Below are 18,702 nucleotides of genomic sequence, written 5' to 3' on the forward strand. Positions count from 1 at the left end.
GAAACGTGCAATGAAACAAAAAACAGTCACTTTAATAGGGTTGTTCTTTCTGGCAATTCTGATTGGTGTCGCAAGTCCGACCGTATACGCCGAAAACAAAGAACAAGACAACCATACCTTTACACAATCTTTTCAAAATAAAACAATCTCTTTAACAGGTACTTCTGTCCGTAGCACCATGTATTTTACAAAAATTGATTATTGGGACGTAAAAAAAGCATCATTCAATATGACTTACCAAATCACACAATTAAAAAATAATCAGACCTCAGATTTAACTGTGGCAGTTAATGGTGTGAAGTTTTATTCTTGGCGTCCTGAAAATACGACTGGTATTCAACAAAAGACGATTGAAATCCCTTTGGAACTGATTAAAGAGACAAATACATTGACTGTTGAGGGCCAAATTATTAATCAGGCAGGAAACGACATGTATAATTTAATTGAAACTCCGGCAAATTGGTTAACGATGTATGAAGGATCTAACGTAAACTTCCAATACGATTTACAATTACCAGAGAATACAATTCATTCTTTTTATAATCATTTTGTGGGAGCAGACACGATTGCAAATAAACACAGTGTTATTTTGACACCAGAAAATGCATCGGAAAAAGAATTAGCTGCAGCGACCCATGCGTTAGCTGGTGCTGCTCGTTTGATTACTACCTCAGAAGAATTGTTGCCAATGGCTTCTTTGAACAAAGAACAGTCAGCACCCTATCAGTTGATTATTGCCAGCTATGATAAATTACCAGATCAGTATAAAAGTCAAATTGATAGCAAACGTGTGTAGGACCAGGCTGTCTTAAAATTTTTCAATCAACCAGATAAGCATGTTTTAGTAGCTACTTCTAAAGATGAGGACTTACTTGTTCGTGCGGGACGTTATTTAGCCAATTATGAATTAATGACCCAAACAGATAAAGAAGAGACAACAGTTGATGAGAATACCGATACGTTTAGTTCAACTTTAGAATTTGATGGAAATTATCCATTAACCTCAACGGGGGACAAACTAGAAGGGGCCTATCACCAAGAACAAACGTACTTTGTCAATTTACCAGTGGATCGAAACAATGCCAATGGAAGTCGCGTGCATTTACATTTTAAATACGCTGAAAACTTAGATTTTGATTCTTCTTTAGTGACGGTCTATGCCAATGATAAACCAATTGGCAGCAAGAAATTAACCGCTGCTCGTGCGAACGGTGATGAATTAAATCTCGAATTTCCAAAGAACTTAGAAATTGCTGATAGTTTTGTTTTAAAAGTTGCTTTTGATTTGAATGTTAAATCACCAGAAGTTTTGCGAAATGGTCAGACTCCATGGGCCTTTATTGAAAATAATTCGAATGCGTTTATTCAAACAGAAGAACTGAATGACATATTATTTAACAACTATCCGAACATTTTTATCAGAAGCCGTTCTTTTGCTGATTTAGCGATTTTATTACCAGAAAAAATGGACGACAACTATTTTAAAGTGTTGACCAATTTATTTAACTTAATTGGTAATTATGCCGAAAGTAATGTCGGTGAGATTACGTATTATAAAAAAGCGCCTAAAAATGCGGCATTAGAAAATCATAACTTGATTATTTTTGGTACGCCTAAGGATAATCCGATGATTCGTAAGTTAAACGATCAGTTATATTTCCATTATGATAAGGACTTCACACGTTTTGTTTCAAACGAGAAACTAAGCATTGAAAAAGATTATGGCAAACAAATCGGTACGGCGCAGCTAATGTTTTCTCCATATAATGCGAAAGCCGCGGCGTTAATCTTAACGGGAGCTAAATCACAAGGTGTCTTTTTAGCCTCTACACAAGTGAATACAGAGAAGAATACTTCTATGTACAAAGGAGATGCCATTGTGGTCGATCCGAACTATCGTCGCTATGATTATCGTTTCAAAAAACGTGTAAGCAACGTTAGCAACGAATCATTAGGTAAACGAATTGTCAATAATCATAAATTAATGATTTATCTATTTGTCTTCTTAATTGGTATGACCATTATTGGATTAAGTGCGTTCTTCATCGTGAAGAAGAATTTGAAAGGTGGGGAATAGAGTGAATCAAAAACGAGTGACCTTACTTTTGGATTTAACTTTGTTGGTAGGAATTGTTTTGGTTGTCGGCACAACCATCTTTATGGCCTTAGGAACGAATGATTTCTTTGTGGACTTAAGTTGTCTATTAATTTCAGTTATCTTAATTATTGTTACCTATTTTGTAGGAATTACAGCGGGGTTAACATTTTCGCTTATATTTATTTTTCTACAATTGACTTATGTTGTATATCAGTATGTCTATCATGATTTGTTTAGCTATGGCTCATTATTTTGGCTAATCATGCCGCCACTCTACTGTTTAACAATCTATGCAGTGACTTATCAAATTCGTACGATTGAAGAAGAAAATATTCGCTTACGTAAAGAAACTTCACGGTTAAATGCGTTAGATGCAGTAACTAATTTAAGAACAGCAAAAATGTACGAGGAAGGATTCGATTTATTTTCTGATATTTCTACACGTTATGAAGCGCCGTTATATTTAGTCGTAATCCGAGTGGCCTATTGGGAAAGTATTCGTAACTTATTAAGTCCTGAACAAAAGAATGAATTGCTACAAATCGTGACAGCGGCGATTAAAGAGACAACGGATGATCGCTTCTTACCATACTTTATCGACGGCACACCGCCGACTTGGGCGTTATTAATTTTCCGCGATGGGGATGACGGATACACTACTAGAAAAGAATTCAAACAACAAGCTCAAGAGAAATTTGCCCATTCTGAAACCTTAAGAAATATTACTTTGACATTACAAGTTTCCTATACCAAATATGATCCTGCCGAATTTAACAACGCTTCAGAATTTTTAGGGGATGGAATTAATTCTCTTCAATATGATGTTTAAAAAGGAGGCAAACAAATGACTGAAAAAATTGCTGTTTTTACAGGGAAATTAGCAGAGGCTGGTGTGTTAAATGAGACGCAGCCATTGTCAATGCGATTACATTTAGAAAATATCCAAGCAGAAAGTGATCCAGAATCCATTGTTCCCTTATTTTCTCATGGGGTAATTTTAAACATATTTGTTGAACAGTTAGAGGAAAGTATCCCACTGTCTCACTTGAAAAAAGGAACCAAAGTCCGTTTCACAGTCGTGGGCTTGCCACCGATGACTATGTCGATTCCACCGCATGTTGGTGGGCAAGCGATTGAATTGATAGAAGAAATCTAAAAAGCTTCTGCATTAGCTATGATTATTAGCTAATGCAGAAGCTTTTTATTCAAAGGTCATTCTTTCAATTCGATCGAACGCTTCCTTTAATAAATCTAAATTTTGTGTTGCGGCTAAACGAATGTACTCATCGCCCGTTTTTTCACCAAATGCTTTTCCAGGAATCACTAATACCTGTGTCTCTTTTAAAAGCTTTTCCACAAAAGGAACGGAAGTTAGTCCGGTTTTTTGAATGTTAATGAAGGCGTAAATACTTCCTTTGACTGGATGAAGCGAAAGGAAAGGGATCTTTGCTACTCGTTGGGCCACATACTCTAAACGTGTTTGGAACACTTCAACGATTGGGTCTACAAATTCGTCAAAATGTTGTAACGCATAGATTCCTGCTTGCTGTGACAACGTAGGCGCAGAATACGTAACGCCTTCATTAATTAATTTGGCTACTTCGTTAATATAGTCTGGGGCAATCATATAACCAATACGCCAACCAGTCATTGCAAAGGCTTTTGAAAAGCTACCAAAAGTGATAGTATTTTCTGGAGCAAACGTAGCCATGGGAGTAAACGTTTCTTGGAAACAAAAGGCTTCATAAACTTCATCTGAAAGAATGTATAAGTTGTGTTCAATCGCTACCTGTGCAATTTCTCTGAAAGTTTCTTCAGAGAAAACAGCGCCTGTCGGGTTATTAGGTGAATTAAGAATAATCGCTTTGGTTTTAGGCGTGATTTTTTCTTTCAAAAGAGCTACATCAATTTGGAAACCATCTTTTTCATAGGTTGGTAAAAAGACCGGAACGCCATCTGCTAAAAGAACTTGGTCTTTATAAGGAGAGAAGTAAGGTTCATGAATAATCACTTCATCTCCAGGATTTAGAATCACTTGTAAGGCAAGGTACATCCCGTGCAGAGCGCCAACTGTGGCCCGGACTTGATTCGGTTGAAAAGATAATTGATAATGTGACTGATAAAACTGAATGACCGCCTCAATGAATGCCTCGCTACCATCAGAAGCGGTATATTTTGTATGCCCATTTTTGGCATCGTTAGCTGCTTGTTCGATAATCCGCTCATCGGTAATTAAGTCAGGATCACCAATCGATAAATCGATTAAATTTGGGGTCTTTTTCGCCAATGTTGCAATATCCATGAGTAAATTTTCAGTAGGTTGTTGGTAACGTGTTGCGATATTCTTGCGATCCATACCAGGTGCTCCTTTTTATAAAACTTTTCTTAGAAAATCTTGTGTTCTTGGGTTTTGTGGCGCATCAAAAATTTCTTCAGGTGTGCCTTCTTCTTGAATAATTCCTGCATCCATAAAAATGACACGGTCCGCGACTTCTTTTGCGAAGCCCATTTCGTGGGTAACCACTACCATTGTCATCCCTTCAATAGCTAAATTTTTCATAACGGATAGCACTTCACCCACCATTTCAGGGTCTAAGGCAGAAGTTGGTTCATCGAACAGCATCACGTCAGGGCGCATGGCTAAAGCACGAGCAATCGCTACCCGTTGTTGTTGCCCACCAGAAAGTTGAGCGGGATAATTTTCTTTTTTATCTGATAAACCAACTTGTTCCAGTAAAGAAAGAGCATGTTCTGTGGCTTCGGCAGCGGCTTCTTTTTTTACTTTAACAGGACTAATCGTTAAGTTCTCCAAGACATTTTTATGCGGGAAAAGATTGAAATTTTGGAATACCATGCCCATTTTTTGACGAAGTTGATCAATGTTGGTATTTTTATCTAATAAATTTTTTCCTTCAAATTCAACGCTGCCACCAGTTGGTGTTTCTAATAAGTTTAAGCAACGTAAAAAAGTACTTTTACCACTGCCAGAAGGGCCAATAATTACGACAACTTCACCAGCTTCAATTTCTAAGTCAATTCCTTTAAGTACTTCATTTTTTCCGAATGTTTTCTGTAAGTTTTTAATGTTAATCACTAGTACTCATTCTCCTTTCAGCAACACCTAATAGACGTGAGATAGTAAAGGTTAGGACGAAATAAATCAACGATACAATTAAGTAAGGTAAGAAGGGTTTAAAACTTGCTCCTTGAACGTTGCCAGCTTGGAAAATTAGTTCCGAAACACCAATGACTGAAACAACGGAAGATTCTTTAATTACTGTAACAAATTCATTGCCTAACGCTGGTAAAATATTTTTAATAGCTTGTGGGAAAATGATGTATCGCATTGCTTGGTTTTGATTCATTCCCAAAGAACGAGCAGCTTCCAATTGTCCTTTATTAACCGCCTGAATACCAGCACGAATAATTTCTGCTACATATGCACCACTGTTTAGAGAAAGGGCAATACAACCAGCTGCTACTTTTGATAAGTCTAAACCAAGAACGCCTGTCCCGAAATAGACAATAAAAATTTGAACAAGCAAAGGAGTGCCACGAACATATTCAATATAAGCAATGGCAATGCCACGTAAAATTTTGGAATTGGCTAACTTCATTAAGGCAAGTAATGCCCCTAAAATGGCACCAAACAAAACACCAATGAAAGCTAGGAAAATGGTATAGCCTGCACCGTTAAGGTAGAACTTTCCATACTTTTGTAAAAAGCTTTGATCTTTTTGGAACATTAATTGATTGGCTTCTTTTTTATAACCGTCCATTAATTTTTGATCATTAATTTGTTTAATAGAGGCATTTACTTTCTCCGTCAAAACGGGCGCATCTTTAGGAAAAGCAACGGCAGTATCTTTTGAGACTTTTTCAAAGGTAACATCAGCAAAAGCTAAATCCTCATTTTGAGAAACATAGGCTTCGCCAACCGGTTCTTCCATAACGACTGCATCTAATTTATTATTTTTTAGATTCATAATTAAATCTGGAATTTTTTGAAGAGAAGTAGGGACAGCACCGGTTAATTCGGTTTTAATTAATTCTTCTTGTGTCGTTTGCTTTTGGGCACCTGCACGAACGCCTTCGAAATCTTTAGTGGAATGAAATTTATCTTTGTCTTCTTTCCGAACAATGACTCTTTGTTGAACGTTCATATATGGTTGAGAAAAAGCTACTTCTTTTAATCGTTCAGGCGTTGGCGACATGCCAGAGATGACCATGTCAATCTTGCCAGTTTTTAAGGCCCCTAACAGAGCATCGAAGCCTAGTTCTTCGATTTTTAATTTAACGCCTAAATCGTCGGCAATTTTTTGAGCAATAGAAATATCAAAACCGACAATTTTATCTTCACCATCTACTTTTGCATGAAATTCATAAGGGGCATAGTCTGCGGATAGGCCGACAACTAGTTCTCCCTTTTGGATGATTTTGTCATAGACTGGATCGTTTTCGGCTGCAAAAGTTTCTTTAATAGGTAATAATGAGAGCAACAAGAATAAAATTGGTAAAATCGTCTGTAGCCATTTTTTACATTTGGTCATTTGCGTAAACTCCTTTTTGTATTATTTTTATAAATATTCAAAAAAAGCGAATAAATGTATAAAAATTTATTGTGTTATGATGTGGTTTATCATATCATAGAATATGTAAAAGGAAAAGTAGTAGAGTTGAAAAAATACAACTTTTTCAAAAAATTTTTCAAAAGTCAAAAATGAAGGGGATTTTCAAGATGGAACAATCATTAATTGTGAGAGGGACACCACAAGAGTATCTTTGTGAAATTGGTTCGTGGGAATTATTAGAAGGACAACTATTATGCAGAAATATTCATCGTGTATTCATTTTACACGGGACTGAGTCATGGCAAGCGGCAAAACCGTATTTTCCGACGTTTCAAAAAGTAACAGCTGTTTTTGAAAACTATGGAGGTGTTTGTACAGATCAACGTGTGCAAGAGTTAGAAGCACAAGTGCTGGACAATCATTTAGAGGCCATCGTCGCTGTTGGTGGAGGAAAAGTGGCCGACTTGGGCAAAGCCTTAGCACACAAAATGGCATTACCGGTAATTATTTTACCCACTTTAGCAGCTACTTGTGCGCCGTGCACGCCATTGAGTGTAATGTATCGAGAAGATGGAGCAATGGAACGGTATGACGTTTTTCCGCAAGCAAACGCTTTGGTGTTGGTAGAACCAAGAGTGTTATTGCATTCGCCTCGGTCCTTAATGGTGGCAGGTATTGGGGATACATTAGCTAAATGGTACGAAGCAGATGCGATTATTTCGCAGTTAGATGTCCAAGTGTTACCTATTCAAGTTTCTCATTTTGCCGCGGAAAAATGTCGCGATATTTTGTTAAATGAAAGTATCAATGCTTTAAAAGCGATGGAAGAGCAGCAATTAAATCAATCGTTTATTGATGTCATCGAAACGAATTTAATTATTGGTGGAATGGTGGGTGGCTTTGGCGATGATTATGGTCGGACAGCGGGTGCCCATTCCATTCATGATGCACTAACTTTGCTGCCAGCTAGCCATCAACAATTGCATGGAAACAAAGTGGCGTATGGTGTGTTTGTTCAATTAGCCATTGAAGAGAAATGGCAAGAAATCGATGAATTAATTCCTTTCTATCACCAACTAGGTTTGCCTATTTCTTTAAAAGAAATGGAGATGGACTTAACTGAAGCCGAGTATCAAGAAGTAGCAGAACGTGCTTGTATAGAAGGCGAAACGATTCATTATATGAAACAAAAAATTACCCCTGAAATTGTGAAAACAGCGATGCAAGATTTAGAAAAATATACAGCGACAAAATAAGTGCCAAACAGCAACTAGCTCATTTGAATTATTTGAACTAGTTGATGTTTTTTAAGGATCCTTTTTTGAAAAAAGAAACCTTGAGAAATCCTTGCAAATTCAATAAAAAAAAAGTATGATGATGGGAGGACAAATTATAGTAGAAAGTAGGGAAATGAATGACGGAACCAGCCATTCGTTATCGTTTAATCAAAAAAGATAAACACACAGGTGCGCGTTTAGGTGAATTAATTACTCCTCACGGCACATTTCCAACACCAATGTTTATGCCGGTAGGTACACTTGCGACAGTTAAAACAATGTCACCAGAAGAATTAAAAGAAATGGGTGCCGGTGTTATTTTAAGTAATACTTACCATTTATGGTTACGCCCAGGTGAAGATTTAGTCGAAGAAGCAGGCGGTTTACACAAATTTATGAACTGGGATCAACCTATTTTAACTGATTCAGGTGGCTTCCAAGTCTTCTCATTAAGTGATATGCGGAAAATCGAAGAAGAAGGTGTGCATTTTAGAAATCATTTAAATGGTTCAAAAATGTTCCTTTCTCCAGAAAAAGCGATCAATATTCAAAATAAATTAGGATCAGATATTATGATGAGCTTTGATGAATGTCCACCATTTGATGAAAGCTATGAGTATGTCAAACGTTCGATTGAACGGACTTCTCGTTGGGCTGAGCGTGGCTTAAAAGCCCATGCGAATCCTGATAGACAGGGATTATTCGGTATTGTTCAAGGTGCGGGATTTGAAGATTTACGTCGTCAAAGTGCTAAAGATTTAGTGAGTATGGATTTTCCTGGCTATTCGATTGGTGGCTTATCTGTTGGTGAGTCTAAGGAAGAAATGAACCGAGTCTTAGACTTTACGACACCGTTAATTCCTGAAAATAAACCACGTTACTTAATGGGTGTGGGTGCCCCTGATTCATTAATTGATGGAGTGATTCGTGGGATTGACATGTTTGATTGTGTGCTACCAACACGTATTGCGCGCAATGGTACTTGTATGACTTCACAAGGTCGCTTGGTTGTTAAAAATGCCCAATATGCAAGAGATTTTCGTCCGCTTGATGAAAAATGTGATTGTTATGTTTGTCGTAATTATACGCGGGCCTATATTCGTCATTTGATTAAATGTGATGAAACATTCGGAATCCGTTTAACATCGTATCATAATTTATACTTCTTGTTAGACTTAATGAAAAATGTCCGTCAAGCAATTATGGACGACAATTTATTAGAATTCCGACAAGCGTTTTTTGAAGAATATGGCTTTAATAAAGCGAATGCAAAAAGTTTCTAAAAATTAGAGGAAAAAACTAGTTCTTCAAGCATTTTTTTGATACAGTTAGTAGTGTGAATAATGCAGAGTGAGGTGAAACAAATGGGTGGCGGATTTACAATGATTTTTACATTAGTCCTTTTAGGAGGAATGATGTTTTTCATGACGCGTTCTCAAAAGAAACAACAACAAGAACGTCAAAAACAACTAAACGCAATGAAAACTGGCGATAGTGTTGTCACAATTGGTGGTTTACATGGTGTTTTAAGTGAAATCAACGAAAAAACAGTTTTAATCGATTGCGAAGGTATTGTCTTAGAATTTGACCGTGCAGCAATTCGAACTGTAACACCTGGAACTGCTGTTACAAATGATTCAGCAGTAACTAGTGTACCAGTCACAGAAGTTGAAGAGACAGTCACAGAAGAAGTAACTGAAGTTCCTGAAACATCAGATCCTTCAAAAGAAAAGAAAGACTAAACGGTTCAACTAATTCATTTAATGGTTAGAGAGAGCGGAACAGGCTTTTCAAAGGCGAAACTGTGACCAGTAGTCACACGAGAAAGCCAATAAGAAGAGATAATTCCTATTCCGCTCGTGTCGTTTATCTTAAAATGTAGGACTAGGAAGGTAGGTCATTTGGACTTACGTCCTAAGTCCTTTTTAACTATTAAGTTTACAAAAAAGGTTCCTTTTTATAGTGTTGGAAGATAGTTAAAAAGTGAGCAATCTTTCGCTTGGTTGGAAGGAGAAGAGCCCATGACAAAGGAAAAATTAAGTTGGTTACAACAAAAAATGCTCAATAAAAGTATTAAAAAGAAGTGCCAAAATTTTCGTGAACTAGGTTATTCTTCCATCAACGAAGAAGATTTATTGACTTATTTACTCACCTATCGTTGGAAAAAACAAACCCATTTATCTGTCAAAGACTGTCGTAAAGACATTCAGAAGGTTAAGCCAAATGAATTTTTTGACTATCAACAATTATTGGCACAGACATCAAAAAATCCTTTAAGGGACTGGCATGATATTGAAGACTTATTCTAGAAAAAAGAATAGGTCTTTTTTTTTGAGATAAAAAAAATTATAAATAGTTGTGAAAAATATCACAAAAACTATTTACAAGATTCGTTTTATGTTGTATGATGTGAATGTGAAATAGTTAACAAAGTTTTTTTAAAATGAAACTCTTAGGAGGATGAACATGGTTAAAACAGTAAAAAAAGAAAAGACAGAAACGGTTGATGTTTCATCAATGATTGATGAATTAGCAACAAAAGCGAATGTCGCTTTAAAAGCAATGGAAGATTTTACACAAGAACAAGTAGATCACATTGTCCATCAAATGGCGATGGCGGCGTTAGACCAACATATGCCTTTAGCAAAAATGGCTGTCGAAGAAACTGGCCGTGGAATCTATGAAGATAAAGCAATCAAAAATATGTATGCATCTGAATACATTTGGAATAATATTAAACATGATAAAACAGTGGGTGTAATTAACAAAGACGAACAAACCGGTTTAATGGAAATTGCTGAGCCAGTTGGCGTGGTATGTGGGGTCACACCAACAACAAACCCAACGTCAACAACTATTTTTAAATCACTAATTGCCTTAAAAACAAGAAATCCAATTGTTTTTGCTTTCCATCCTAGCGCACAAAAATGTTCGGCAGAAGCGGCACGTATTGTACGGGATGCGGCGATTGCAGCAGGTGCACCAGAAAATTGTATTCAATGGATTGAACAACCATCGATTGATGCAACATCTGCTTTGATGAATCATCCAGGGATTGCCATTGTTTTAGCAACTGGTGGCGCAGGCATGGTAAAATCTGCGTACTCAACAGGTAAACCAGCACTAGGCGTTGGTCCTGGGAACGTACCAGCTTATATTGAAAAAACGGCTAAAGTAAAACGTGCGGTTAATGATTTAATTGTTTCAAAATCATTTGATAATGGAATGATTTGTGCTTCTGAGCAAGCGATCATTGTGGATAAAGAAATTTATGCTTCTGTCAAAGCTGAGTTTGAAGCACACAATGTTTACTTCGTGAAACCGAATGAATTACAAAAACTAGAAGATGCAGTGATGAATGAAGGTAAATACGCAGTAAATCCAGCGATTGTCGGTAACTCTGCAGAAAAAATTGCTGAATTAGCAGGAATTAGCGTACCAAAAGGCACAAAAATTTTAGTCGCTGAATTAGAAGGTGCAGGTCCAGAATATCCATTATCAAGAGAAAAATTATCGCCAGTTTTAGCAATGATGAAATCAAACAATGCAGAGCATGCATTTGAACTATGTGAAGCGATGTTAAACTTAGGTGGTTTAGGACATACAGCAGTAATTCATACAGAAGATGAAGAGTTACAAGTTGCTTTTGGTTTACGTATGAAAGCTTGTCGTATTTTAGTGAATACTCCATCAGCAGAAGGCGGTATCGGTAACATTTATAACGAAATGATTCCATCCTTAACACTTGGTTGTGGTTCATACGGGAAAAACTCTGTTTCTAAAAACGTATCAGCCATTAACTTAATTAATATTAAAACGGTAGCGAAACGGAGAAATAATATGCAATGGTTTAAATTACCTCCAAAAATTTTCTTTGAAAAAAATTCTTTACAATATCTACAAAAAATGGAAAATGTTGAACGTGTCATGTTAGTTTGTGACCCAGGTATGGTTCAATTTGGCTATGCAGATATCGTACGTAAAGAGCTACAAAAACGTAAAAATGATGTGAAAATCGAAGTATTTTCTGATGTTGAACCAAACCCATCAACAAATACTGTTTATGCAGGTACCAAAATGATGGTTGATTTCCAACCAGATACAGTGATTGCCTTGGGTGGCGGTTCTGCAATGGATGCGGCGAAAGGCATGTGGATGTTCTATGAACACCCAGATACAGAGTTCTTTGGTGCAAAACAAAAATTCTTAGATATCCGCAAACGGACATATAAAATTGCCAAACCAGAAAAAACACAATTTGTTTGTATCCCAACTACTTCAGGAACTGGTTCAGAAGTTACACCATTTGCCGTTATTACTGATAGTGAAACACACGTGAAATATCCGTTAGCAGACTATGCGTTAACACCAGATGTAGCGATTGTTGATCCACAGTTCGTAATGTCTGTGCCAGCTTCAGTCACTGCAGATACAGGTATGGATGTTTTAACACATGCTATTGAATCTTATGTTTCCGTGATGGCTTCAGATTACACACGTGGTTTAAGTTTACAAGCAATCAAGTTAGTTTTCGATCATTTAGAAAATTCAGTGAAACGTCCAGATATGGAATCTCGCGAAAAAATGCATAATGCATCAACCATGGCAGGGATGGCATTTGCCAATGCATTCTTAGGTATTTGTCACTCTATTGCTCATAAAATTGGTGGGGAATATGGCATTCCACATGGTCGTACAAATGCGATTTTATTACCACATATTATTCGTTACAATGCGAAAGATCCATCAAAACACGCAATGTTCCCTAAATATGATTACTTCCGCGCCGATACTGATTATGCAGACATTGCAAAATTCTTAGGCTTAAAAGGAAATACTACCGCAGAATTAGTAGAAGCTTTAGCAACAGCAGTAGCAGACCTAGGTAAATCAGTCGGAATTGACATGAACTTGAAAGCCCAAGGTGTCTCACAAGAAACATTAGACACCACGGTTGATCGTATGGCAGAACTTGCATATGAAGACCAATGTACAACTGCAAATCCGAAAGAACCATTAATTAGTGAACTAAAACAAATTATCTTAGATGCTTATGTAGGATAAAAGTATTTAGGAAAAGACCTGGCAAAAACGCCAGGTCTTTTATAATTATAATTTTAAATTATTTTTATTATAAAAAAATGATTTAAAAAATTATAAATATTTCTTCATATTTATTTAGAAACTTGAATTTTCAGTATCTTTGATGAATTATAATTTATATGTGTTTTTTTGTAGGTGTTAATATTATATAGTAAGGTTACTTTCGATAGTTCGTTATTTTTATAAAATATTTATTAATTTTTTTTTGAAAACCCTTTTAATTTATTTTTGATTATAGTATAATTAATTTATTCTTAATTAAGGGGTGTTTTTATGAGGAAAATTATTCTTTTAGGTTTGTTGGTTGTTGTATCAGTCTTTGGAAGTGGGTATGCTTATGCTAACGGGAATGAGGACAGTGAGGCAATAGCTGGTGGTGGAATGGATGCAACTTTTGTTGGAGAACCTGATGAATACAAAACTAAATTTAGAGCTGCTGCAGGGGGCGGAGATTTTTCTTGTGGAGTAAATGGCTTTAAAGTATGGGCTAGTTACTCTCACGGAAGATTAACTCACAGTGCTACAGCAAAGAATGGTTGGGGAGGCTCTGTCCGAGACAAACAAAGAGCTGGGAGACGAGCTTATGCTACTTGTAATGCAACGTTAAGAGGAAATACAGGTTGGTGGAATATTTATTAAATAATAAGCTTGGAATATAAATTAGTTCTTATATTCCAAGCTATTTTTTATAATAAGAAAATAATTATTGATTAGGGAAGAAAAGAGATGCTAAAAAAGTTAATTTTTTTATTGAGTAGTGTGATATTCACATTATCAATGTTTACTTTATTTATTGTTTTAGAAAATAATCTTTTAGAAAATCTGTTATATGATGACGTAAAGGAACTCCATATAACTTATGATAAAGATAAAGATACCGATAAGTTAGCCGAAGAATTACAAAAAGTTTCTTTAGAAACAAAAAGTACAGTGGCTCAATATAACTTTACTGAGATAAATAAACTAATGATTATTTCGGCAAATCCACAGAAACAATTAAAGTTAGAATCTGGGGGATATCCTACAAATAATTCGACTAAGTTTGCTTCAAATAGGAGCGGGAAAAACAATATAGGAAGGTTGAAAATTCCTAATAATCTTATGGAAGTTAATTTATTTTCATTTTTCCAATTGAAAAATGTAGGCATGGGTAGCGTTTTTTATGTTAAAGGGGATTTAAAGAAATTCATTGAGGTATTCAAAAATTATGGACATGTTACAGTGCAAGAATCAATAAAAGCTTCAATATTAAATGCTGACGATATCCAATTAACTATTCTACTTTATTTAGTGCTTTTCTTTAGTATAAGCCTTGTTATGTTAGTATTTACCCAAAAAAAAGTGGTTGCTATAAAAAAAATGTTGGGGTATCCTTTGAAAAGTATGCTAATTGCTTCGTTTAGGAATTTTTTACCGGTTCTATCTGGTTTTTTGTTAGCAAGCACATTTTGTATCATTCGTTTTTGGACTGTAGATAGAACACTAATAGTAAAAACAATTCTATATACTACTAGTGCTGTTTTGCTGTTAAGTTTGGTTTATTTATTGTTAATGGGAATTTTGATACAAAATATTAACATTATAAATATAATAAAAGGTTTTTTTAGAGGAAGAGTAGCATTAGCTGTTTTAGCAGTTTTGTTAGTTCTTTCTTTAACACTGTTTTTTAAACAATCTATGGTTACACAAAATAATTTTCAAAAATTAGTTAAGTTAAATTTACAAGAAGAAAATTGGCTACAGACAAAAAAGTTATATACCTTGAGAATTACGAATCAATTAAACAGAAATAATCAACAGGAGGAAAAGGCTTATCTTGAGAAGGCTCAAAAATTTTATCATAATATTTCCAAAAAATATCCTACATTTATTGTAGCACCTTACAACTACGTAGAACTCCAAAAAAACAAAGCAAACAAGCCTATTTATGTAGGTGAGATGCGGGGGTTAACTGCTGAAGAATTTTTAACAGAACCAGGTGGAATTGATATTATTATCGATAAAAATTATTTAGAAAGAAATCCAATTGCTTTTGTCAATAATAATGAGGTAGATAGGATAAACACGCATTCAAATGAATTGTACGTGTTAATTCCAGAAAAGTACAAACATTTAATAAGTAAAATTAAAGAAAATTATGAAGAAGCAACACGTTTTTATTTACAAGAAGAACCACCGAATCAAGAGATTATATTGAAAGAAATAAAAGTAACACCTATTTTAGTAAAAAATAATCAGAGATATTTTACTTATAGTACGTATTATGGAACAGAAGAAAATCAAAATATGATTGTAGACCCGATTGCAATAATTATGAACCCTCATCTTATGAGTGGTTTATTCTGGGGGAATATTTTAACTGAAAATGGTGGTTTGGTTATTGATTTTGAACATATAGGAGTAGATGAACCGTTTAATTTGTTGCAAACAGATATTAGAAGAGAGAATTTACAAAATGTAATCATTTCAACAGAATCTGTTTACAGAAATGTTGGCGATGCTATTTTTCGAAATAAGAAACGTTTTATTGAAAATAGTGTTCAGTTAGCTCTTTTGATTGTCTTACTTACAGCATTAAATAGTTTGTTTGTATCAGGAATCTATACTTTATATCTAAAAAAAGTGTTTGTAAAAAAATGTTAGGCTATTCAATCGTAGAGCAAGCAATGGATGTTATTTTTTTTCCGATAGGGTTAGAATTACTTACGTTAATCGTCACTCAATATTGGCTGGGCATAAATCAATTAAATGTAGTATTTATTTTATATTTAATTTTATTAAATATTATTTGTTTTACTGTTTTTTCAAAAAGAAAGACAAAGGAATTTTTTAAGGAGAGTATTTATGATTATTGAAGCTGAGAATTTATCGATTAAGAGAGGGAATAAACAAATCGTTTCCAATTTTTCTTTTACAGCAGATTTTGGAGAATTCATTATTATAACTGGAAAAAGTGGTTCTGGAAAGACCACATTAATCAATGAATTGAGTTTGTTAGAAAATCAGCATTCTGGCATATTGAATTACTATAATAAAAGTGAATTAACAAATAAAAGAATTCAATTGTTGAGAAGAAACTGTATTAGTTATATGTTTCAAAATTATGGGTTAATCGAGTCAATGAGTGTACTTGACAATCTTAAATTAGCATTGAAATTTAATAAAGAAACAGATGAATCAGCTGTCGATGCGTATTTAGAAAAATTTGAATTGTCTAACTTAAAAAAGAAAAAAGTTTCTTTTTTAAGTGGAGGTGAACAACAAAGAGTGGCTTTAATTAGAAGTTTGTTGAAACCCTTTGATATTCTTTTCGCAGATGAACCTACAGGAAATTTAGATCAAGAAAATGGAATGATTTTAGTAAACTATTTACAAAATTTAGTTACACAAAGTAATAAGTCAGTAGTTATGGTAACCCATGATGAAAATCTGTTTCAATATGCAAATCAAATTATACATTTGACAGAAAATAAGTAAATTTTTGGTAAATAAAAAATAAGCAAGATTTAAGTATTCTTACTTAGACCTTACTTATTTTTTTATTTAATTCCTCGTTGTTGGCACCAATTGACTAAGATTGGATCGAGCACCAATTCAGCTGTTCTTATCTCAGCTGTGGTTCTTTTACCTAAAAGAGTATAAAGCATTTTCACTTCTTCTTGCCATTGCTGTACAAGGGCTAGGGTATTTTCTAAACCATTTTTACTCATAAGGGAAGCTAAGATAGTCCCAGCAACTCCCATGCTTTTGGCACCTAAAGCGAGTCCTTTGACAATATCAAGAGAGTTACGCACACCGCCAGAACCGAGAATAGTTAGTTTCTTTTGCCAATTTTGTGATTCCAGAAGAGAGATGACCGTTGATTGCCCCCAATCATCTAAGAAAGAAAGTTCTCGTTTTTTCCGCCGGGCATTTTCAATTTGTGTAAAACTCGTTCCGCCTTGGCCGCTCACATCCGCTGCTTGAACGCCGATAGAGGTAAGTTTTTCTAAGGTTTCTTGGCTCATGCCAAAGCCAACCTCTTTGACAATGACAGGCACTTCTACGGCCTGTACGATAGCTTCAATTTTGGTTAGCCAATTAGTGAAATCACGATCTCCTTCAGGCATGACCAATTCTTGGGGCACATTTACATGGATTTGTAAGGCATTCGCTTGAAATAAATCAAGCGCTCGCTTTGCTTCTTCCACACCCAAGCCTGCACCAATATTGGCAAAAATGAGTCCATCTGGGTTTTCTTTTCGCATAATTTGATACGTATCCGCTAAACTAGCATCTTTTAACGCTGCCGAGACAGATCCTGTCGCAACTAAAAGGCCAGTTTCTTTGGCAATAATGCCTAATTGCTGATTAATTTCTTTTGCACGCTGACTACCACCTGTCATTGCATTGACATAAAAAGGTTGGGGAAGCTGAAAAGAAAGAAACGAAGTGGAAATATCCACTTCGTTAACAGCGGATTCAGCAAACGATTGGTGAACAAAACGCACACGATCAAAGTCATTACTTTTTTCTTTGTGGAACGCTTTAGCTAATGATAGATGTTCATCTTTTCGATTCATGCTTCTCCTTACACTCCTTTTGACCATAGGTATAGACGTGAAGTGGCAGTGGGGTAATTCCGTCTTTTTCCCAAGCAGTCATTAATGGTAAAATCCCAGATTTTTGGCGGAAAATTACAATCCCACAATCGCCCCCGCCAGCGCCAGAAGATTTCGCAGCTCCTGTATAAGATTCAGCCAAATCACAAAGATTTTTCAAGGCTTCTGTTTCGATTACCACACCAGTCAGTGAAGATAATTCGGCGAGCAATTGGCGATTTTTAGTAATTTGTTTTTGAATAACAGAAATTTTTCCTGTGTTAAAGCCATTAATCATTGTTTCGACACAAAGCCGACTTTTCATTAAGAACTGCTCATAAGCCGCTTGTTTTTCTTCTTTTGATTGATGGACTCGATCAACTAAGTCTGAAGTGGACGCAGGACTACCTGTCCAACCAATTAGTAAACGTAGTTGTTTCGGTACTTTTAACGGAAAAATCATTAATTCAGGCCAGTCCATTGCTAACAAATCAGTTAATGTTTCAGTGGCTACTTTTTGATTGACCCAATCATGATCGAAGGTTGAAAAGGCAATCCAGCCCCCGTAACAGCTGGCGGCGATATCTCCGCAAGAACCATTTCCTTGAACGGCTAAGTGAGCTAATGCTGATAATTTGAAAATTTCCTCATTTTCCAAACCTAAATCATAAAAAATATTCAAGGCTTTGACAGTTCCAACGGTTACCGCACCGCTTGAACCAAGACCATATTTTCTTCCATTTGAACTATCTAATTCACTCGTCACTTTTAAATGATAAAATGACAATTCTTTGTTTTGCTCTTGCGCATATTTTTCAGTTAGATGAATCGCCGCTAAAACATAATGAAAAGGATTTTCGCGAATATCTAATACAAGCTCACCATTTCGGCGTGTCCAACGAATAGGTAAAGAGCTGTATTGTGCAGATTGAATACTGCCTTCATCTGTTGTTTCTTCGACAGTTACAGTTACGAATTGATCCACAGCAACGATAATGGCAGGGTGGCCAGGTTCAACAACGGCATATTCTCCTGCAATAAATAACTTTCCTGGCGTAGTAACTTCAATCATG

General features: G+C 35.5%; 16 protein-coding genes and 1 pseudogene. 12 read left to right on the top strand and 5 right to left on the bottom strand.

Going from position 1 to position 18,702, the window contains the following annotated elements; translation table 11 throughout:
• The first annotated feature begins 10 nt into the window (after positions 1-10).
• From IGL17_RS03085 to IGL17_RS03095, 3 genes and pseudogenes are all read left to right on the top strand, one after another.
• Positions 11-2,077, top strand: a pseudogene (locus tag IGL17_RS03085) (cellulose biosynthesis cyclic di-GMP-binding regulatory protein BcsB).
• The gene (locus IGL17_RS03090) at positions 2,067-2,927 is read left to right on the top strand and encodes a hypothetical protein (protein ID WP_002385041.1); all 861 of its coding nucleotides are present in this window, start codon (positions 2,067-2,069) and stop codon (positions 2,925-2,927) included. The pseudogene IGL17_RS03085 and the gene IGL17_RS03090 overlap by 11 nt, the downstream one beginning before the upstream one ends.
• Positions 2,928-2,942: 15 nt before the next feature.
• A complete protein-coding gene (locus IGL17_RS03095; protein WP_016618012.1) occupies positions 2,943-3,254 on the top strand; it encodes a hypothetical protein in 312 nt (103 codons plus the stop codon).
• Between the two features lie 45 nt (positions 3,255-3,299).
• Here IGL17_RS03095 and IGL17_RS03100 read toward each other — a convergent pair whose 3' ends face one another.
• The 3 genes from IGL17_RS03100 to IGL17_RS03110 are packed head-to-tail and all read right to left on the bottom strand — an operon-like array spanning position 3,300 to position 6,648.
• A complete protein-coding gene (locus IGL17_RS03100; RefSeq protein WP_016618013.1) occupies positions 3,300-4,454 on the bottom strand; it encodes a pyridoxal phosphate-dependent aminotransferase in 1,155 nt (384 codons plus the stop codon).
• A gap of 15 nt (positions 4,455-4,469) precedes the next feature.
• Positions 4,470-5,192, bottom strand: coding sequence for an amino acid ABC transporter ATP-binding protein (locus IGL17_RS03105; protein WP_002355769.1), 723 nt, complete (start codon positions 5,190-5,192; stop codon positions 4,470-4,472).
• Positions 5,185-6,648, bottom strand: coding sequence for an ABC transporter substrate-binding protein/permease (locus IGL17_RS03110; RefSeq protein WP_438839733.1), 1,464 nt, complete (start codon positions 6,646-6,648; stop codon positions 5,185-5,187). Before IGL17_RS03110 ends, IGL17_RS03105 begins: the two co-directional genes overlap by 8 nt.
• Before the next feature lie 170 nt (positions 6,649-6,818).
• On the opposite strand from IGL17_RS03110, the gene IGL17_RS03115 reads away from it, so the two are divergent.
• The 9 genes from IGL17_RS03115 to IGL17_RS03155 all read left to right on the top strand — a co-directional run bounded on the left by IGL17_RS03115 (position 6,819) and on the right by IGL17_RS03155 (position 16,526).
• Positions 6,819-7,925 carry an iron-containing alcohol dehydrogenase family protein gene (locus IGL17_RS03115; RefSeq protein WP_016617482.1) on the top strand — a complete coding sequence of 369 codons (1,107 nt, stop codon included), beginning with the start codon at positions 6,819-6,821 and terminating at the stop codon, positions 7,923-7,925.
• Positions 7,926-8,083: 158 nt separating this feature from the next.
• The gene (tgt, locus tag IGL17_RS03120) at positions 8,084-9,229 is read left to right on the top strand and encodes a tRNA guanosine(34) transglycosylase Tgt (protein WP_002355772.1); all 1,146 of its coding nucleotides are present in this window, start codon (positions 8,084-8,086) and stop codon (positions 9,227-9,229) included.
• Positions 9,230-9,289: 60 nt separating this feature from the next.
• The gene (gene yajC / locus IGL17_RS03125; RefSeq protein ID WP_002383336.1) at positions 9,290-9,688 is read left to right on the top strand and encodes a preprotein translocase subunit YajC; all 399 of its coding nucleotides are present in this window, start codon (positions 9,290-9,292) and stop codon (positions 9,686-9,688) included.
• Positions 9,689-9,949: 261 nt separating this feature from the next.
• A complete protein-coding gene (locus IGL17_RS03130; RefSeq protein ID WP_002355774.1) occupies positions 9,950-10,255 on the top strand; it encodes a post-transcriptional regulator in 306 nt (101 codons plus the stop codon).
• Between the two features lie 157 nt (positions 10,256-10,412).
• Positions 10,413-13,010, top strand: a complete 2,598-nt coding sequence (gene adhE / locus IGL17_RS03135) for a bifunctional acetaldehyde-CoA/alcohol dehydrogenase (RefSeq protein WP_010774536.1) — start codon at positions 10,413-10,415, stop codon at positions 13,008-13,010.
• Positions 13,011-13,322: 312 nt separating this feature from the next.
• Positions 13,323-13,688 (top strand): lactococcin 972 family bacteriocin, encoded by a 366-nt coding sequence (locus IGL17_RS03140; RefSeq protein WP_016618016.1) that lies wholly within the window; start codon positions 13,323-13,325, stop codon positions 13,686-13,688.
• An 87-nt stretch (positions 13,689-13,775) separates the two neighbouring features.
• Entirely contained in the window at positions 13,776-15,692 is a 1,917-nt protein-coding gene (locus IGL17_RS03145) for a hypothetical protein (RefSeq protein WP_010828613.1), read from the top strand.
• A complete protein-coding gene (locus IGL17_RS03150; RefSeq protein ID WP_010828614.1) occupies positions 15,686-15,904 on the top strand; it encodes a hypothetical protein in 219 nt (72 codons plus the stop codon). Before IGL17_RS03145 ends, IGL17_RS03150 begins: the two co-directional genes overlap by 7 nt.
• Positions 15,894-16,526 carry an ABC transporter ATP-binding protein gene (locus IGL17_RS03155; protein WP_010828615.1) on the top strand — a complete coding sequence of 211 codons (633 nt, stop codon included), beginning with the start codon at positions 15,894-15,896 and terminating at the stop codon, positions 16,524-16,526. Before IGL17_RS03150 ends, IGL17_RS03155 begins: the two co-directional genes overlap by 11 nt.
• A gap of 62 nt (positions 16,527-16,588) precedes the next feature.
• Here IGL17_RS03155 and fni read toward each other — a convergent pair whose 3' ends face one another.
• Entirely contained in the window at positions 16,589-17,611 is a 1,023-nt protein-coding gene (gene fni / locus IGL17_RS03160) for a type 2 isopentenyl-diphosphate Delta-isomerase (RefSeq protein WP_010828616.1), read from the bottom strand.
• Positions 17,595-18,701, bottom strand: coding sequence for a phosphomevalonate kinase (locus IGL17_RS03165; protein WP_002355777.1), 1,107 nt, complete (start codon positions 18,699-18,701; stop codon positions 17,595-17,597). The genes fni and IGL17_RS03165 overlap by 17 nt, the downstream gene beginning before the upstream one ends.
• Between the last annotated feature and the right edge of the window lies 1 nt (position 18,702).

Origin of the sequence: Enterococcus sp. AZ088 (assembly GCF_051714845.1) — a bacterium.
Classification (GTDB): domain Bacteria; phylum Bacillota; class Bacilli; order Lactobacillales; family Enterococcaceae; genus Enterococcus; species Enterococcus faecalis.

Bases quoted from the DNA above. Each gene is read 5' to 3' on its own strand.
- IGL17_RS03095 (WP_016618012.1), top strand. From the start codon at position 2,943: ATGACTGAAAAAATTGCTGTTTTTACAGGGAAATTAGCAGAGGCTGGT.
- IGL17_RS03100 (WP_016618013.1), bottom strand. From the start codon at position 4,454: ATGGATCGCAAGAATATCGCAACACGTTACCAACAACCTACTGAAAAT.
- IGL17_RS03110 (WP_438839733.1), bottom strand. From the start codon at position 6,648: ATGACCAAATGTAAAAAATGGCTACAGACGATTTTACCAATTTTATTC.
- IGL17_RS03115 (WP_016617482.1), top strand. From the start codon at position 6,819: ATGAAGGGGATTTTCAAGATGGAACAATCATTAATTGTGAGAGGGACA.
- tgt (WP_002355772.1), top strand. From the start codon at position 8,084: ATGACGGAACCAGCCATTCGTTATCGTTTAATCAAAAAAGATAAACAC.
- yajC (WP_002383336.1), top strand. From the start codon at position 9,290: ATGCAGAGTGAGGTGAAACAAATGGGTGGCGGATTTACAATGATTTTT.
- adhE (WP_010774536.1), top strand. From the start codon at position 10,413: ATGGTTAAAACAGTAAAAAAAGAAAAGACAGAAACGGTTGATGTTTCA.
- IGL17_RS03140 (WP_016618016.1), top strand. From the start codon at position 13,323: ATGAGGAAAATTATTCTTTTAGGTTTGTTGGTTGTTGTATCAGTCTTT.
- IGL17_RS03145 (WP_010828613.1), top strand. From the start codon at position 13,776: ATGCTAAAAAAGTTAATTTTTTTATTGAGTAGTGTGATATTCACATTA.
- IGL17_RS03150 (WP_010828614.1), top strand. From the start codon at position 15,686: ATGTTAGGCTATTCAATCGTAGAGCAAGCAATGGATGTTATTTTTTTT.
- IGL17_RS03155 (WP_010828615.1), top strand. From the start codon at position 15,894: ATGATTATTGAAGCTGAGAATTTATCGATTAAGAGAGGGAATAAACAA.
- fni (WP_010828616.1), bottom strand. From the start codon at position 17,611: ATGAATCGAAAAGATGAACATCTATCATTAGCTAAAGCGTTCCACAAA.
- IGL17_RS03165 (WP_002355777.1), bottom strand. From the start codon at position 18,701: ATGATTGAAGTTACTACGCCAGGAAAGTTATTTATTGCAGGAGAATAT.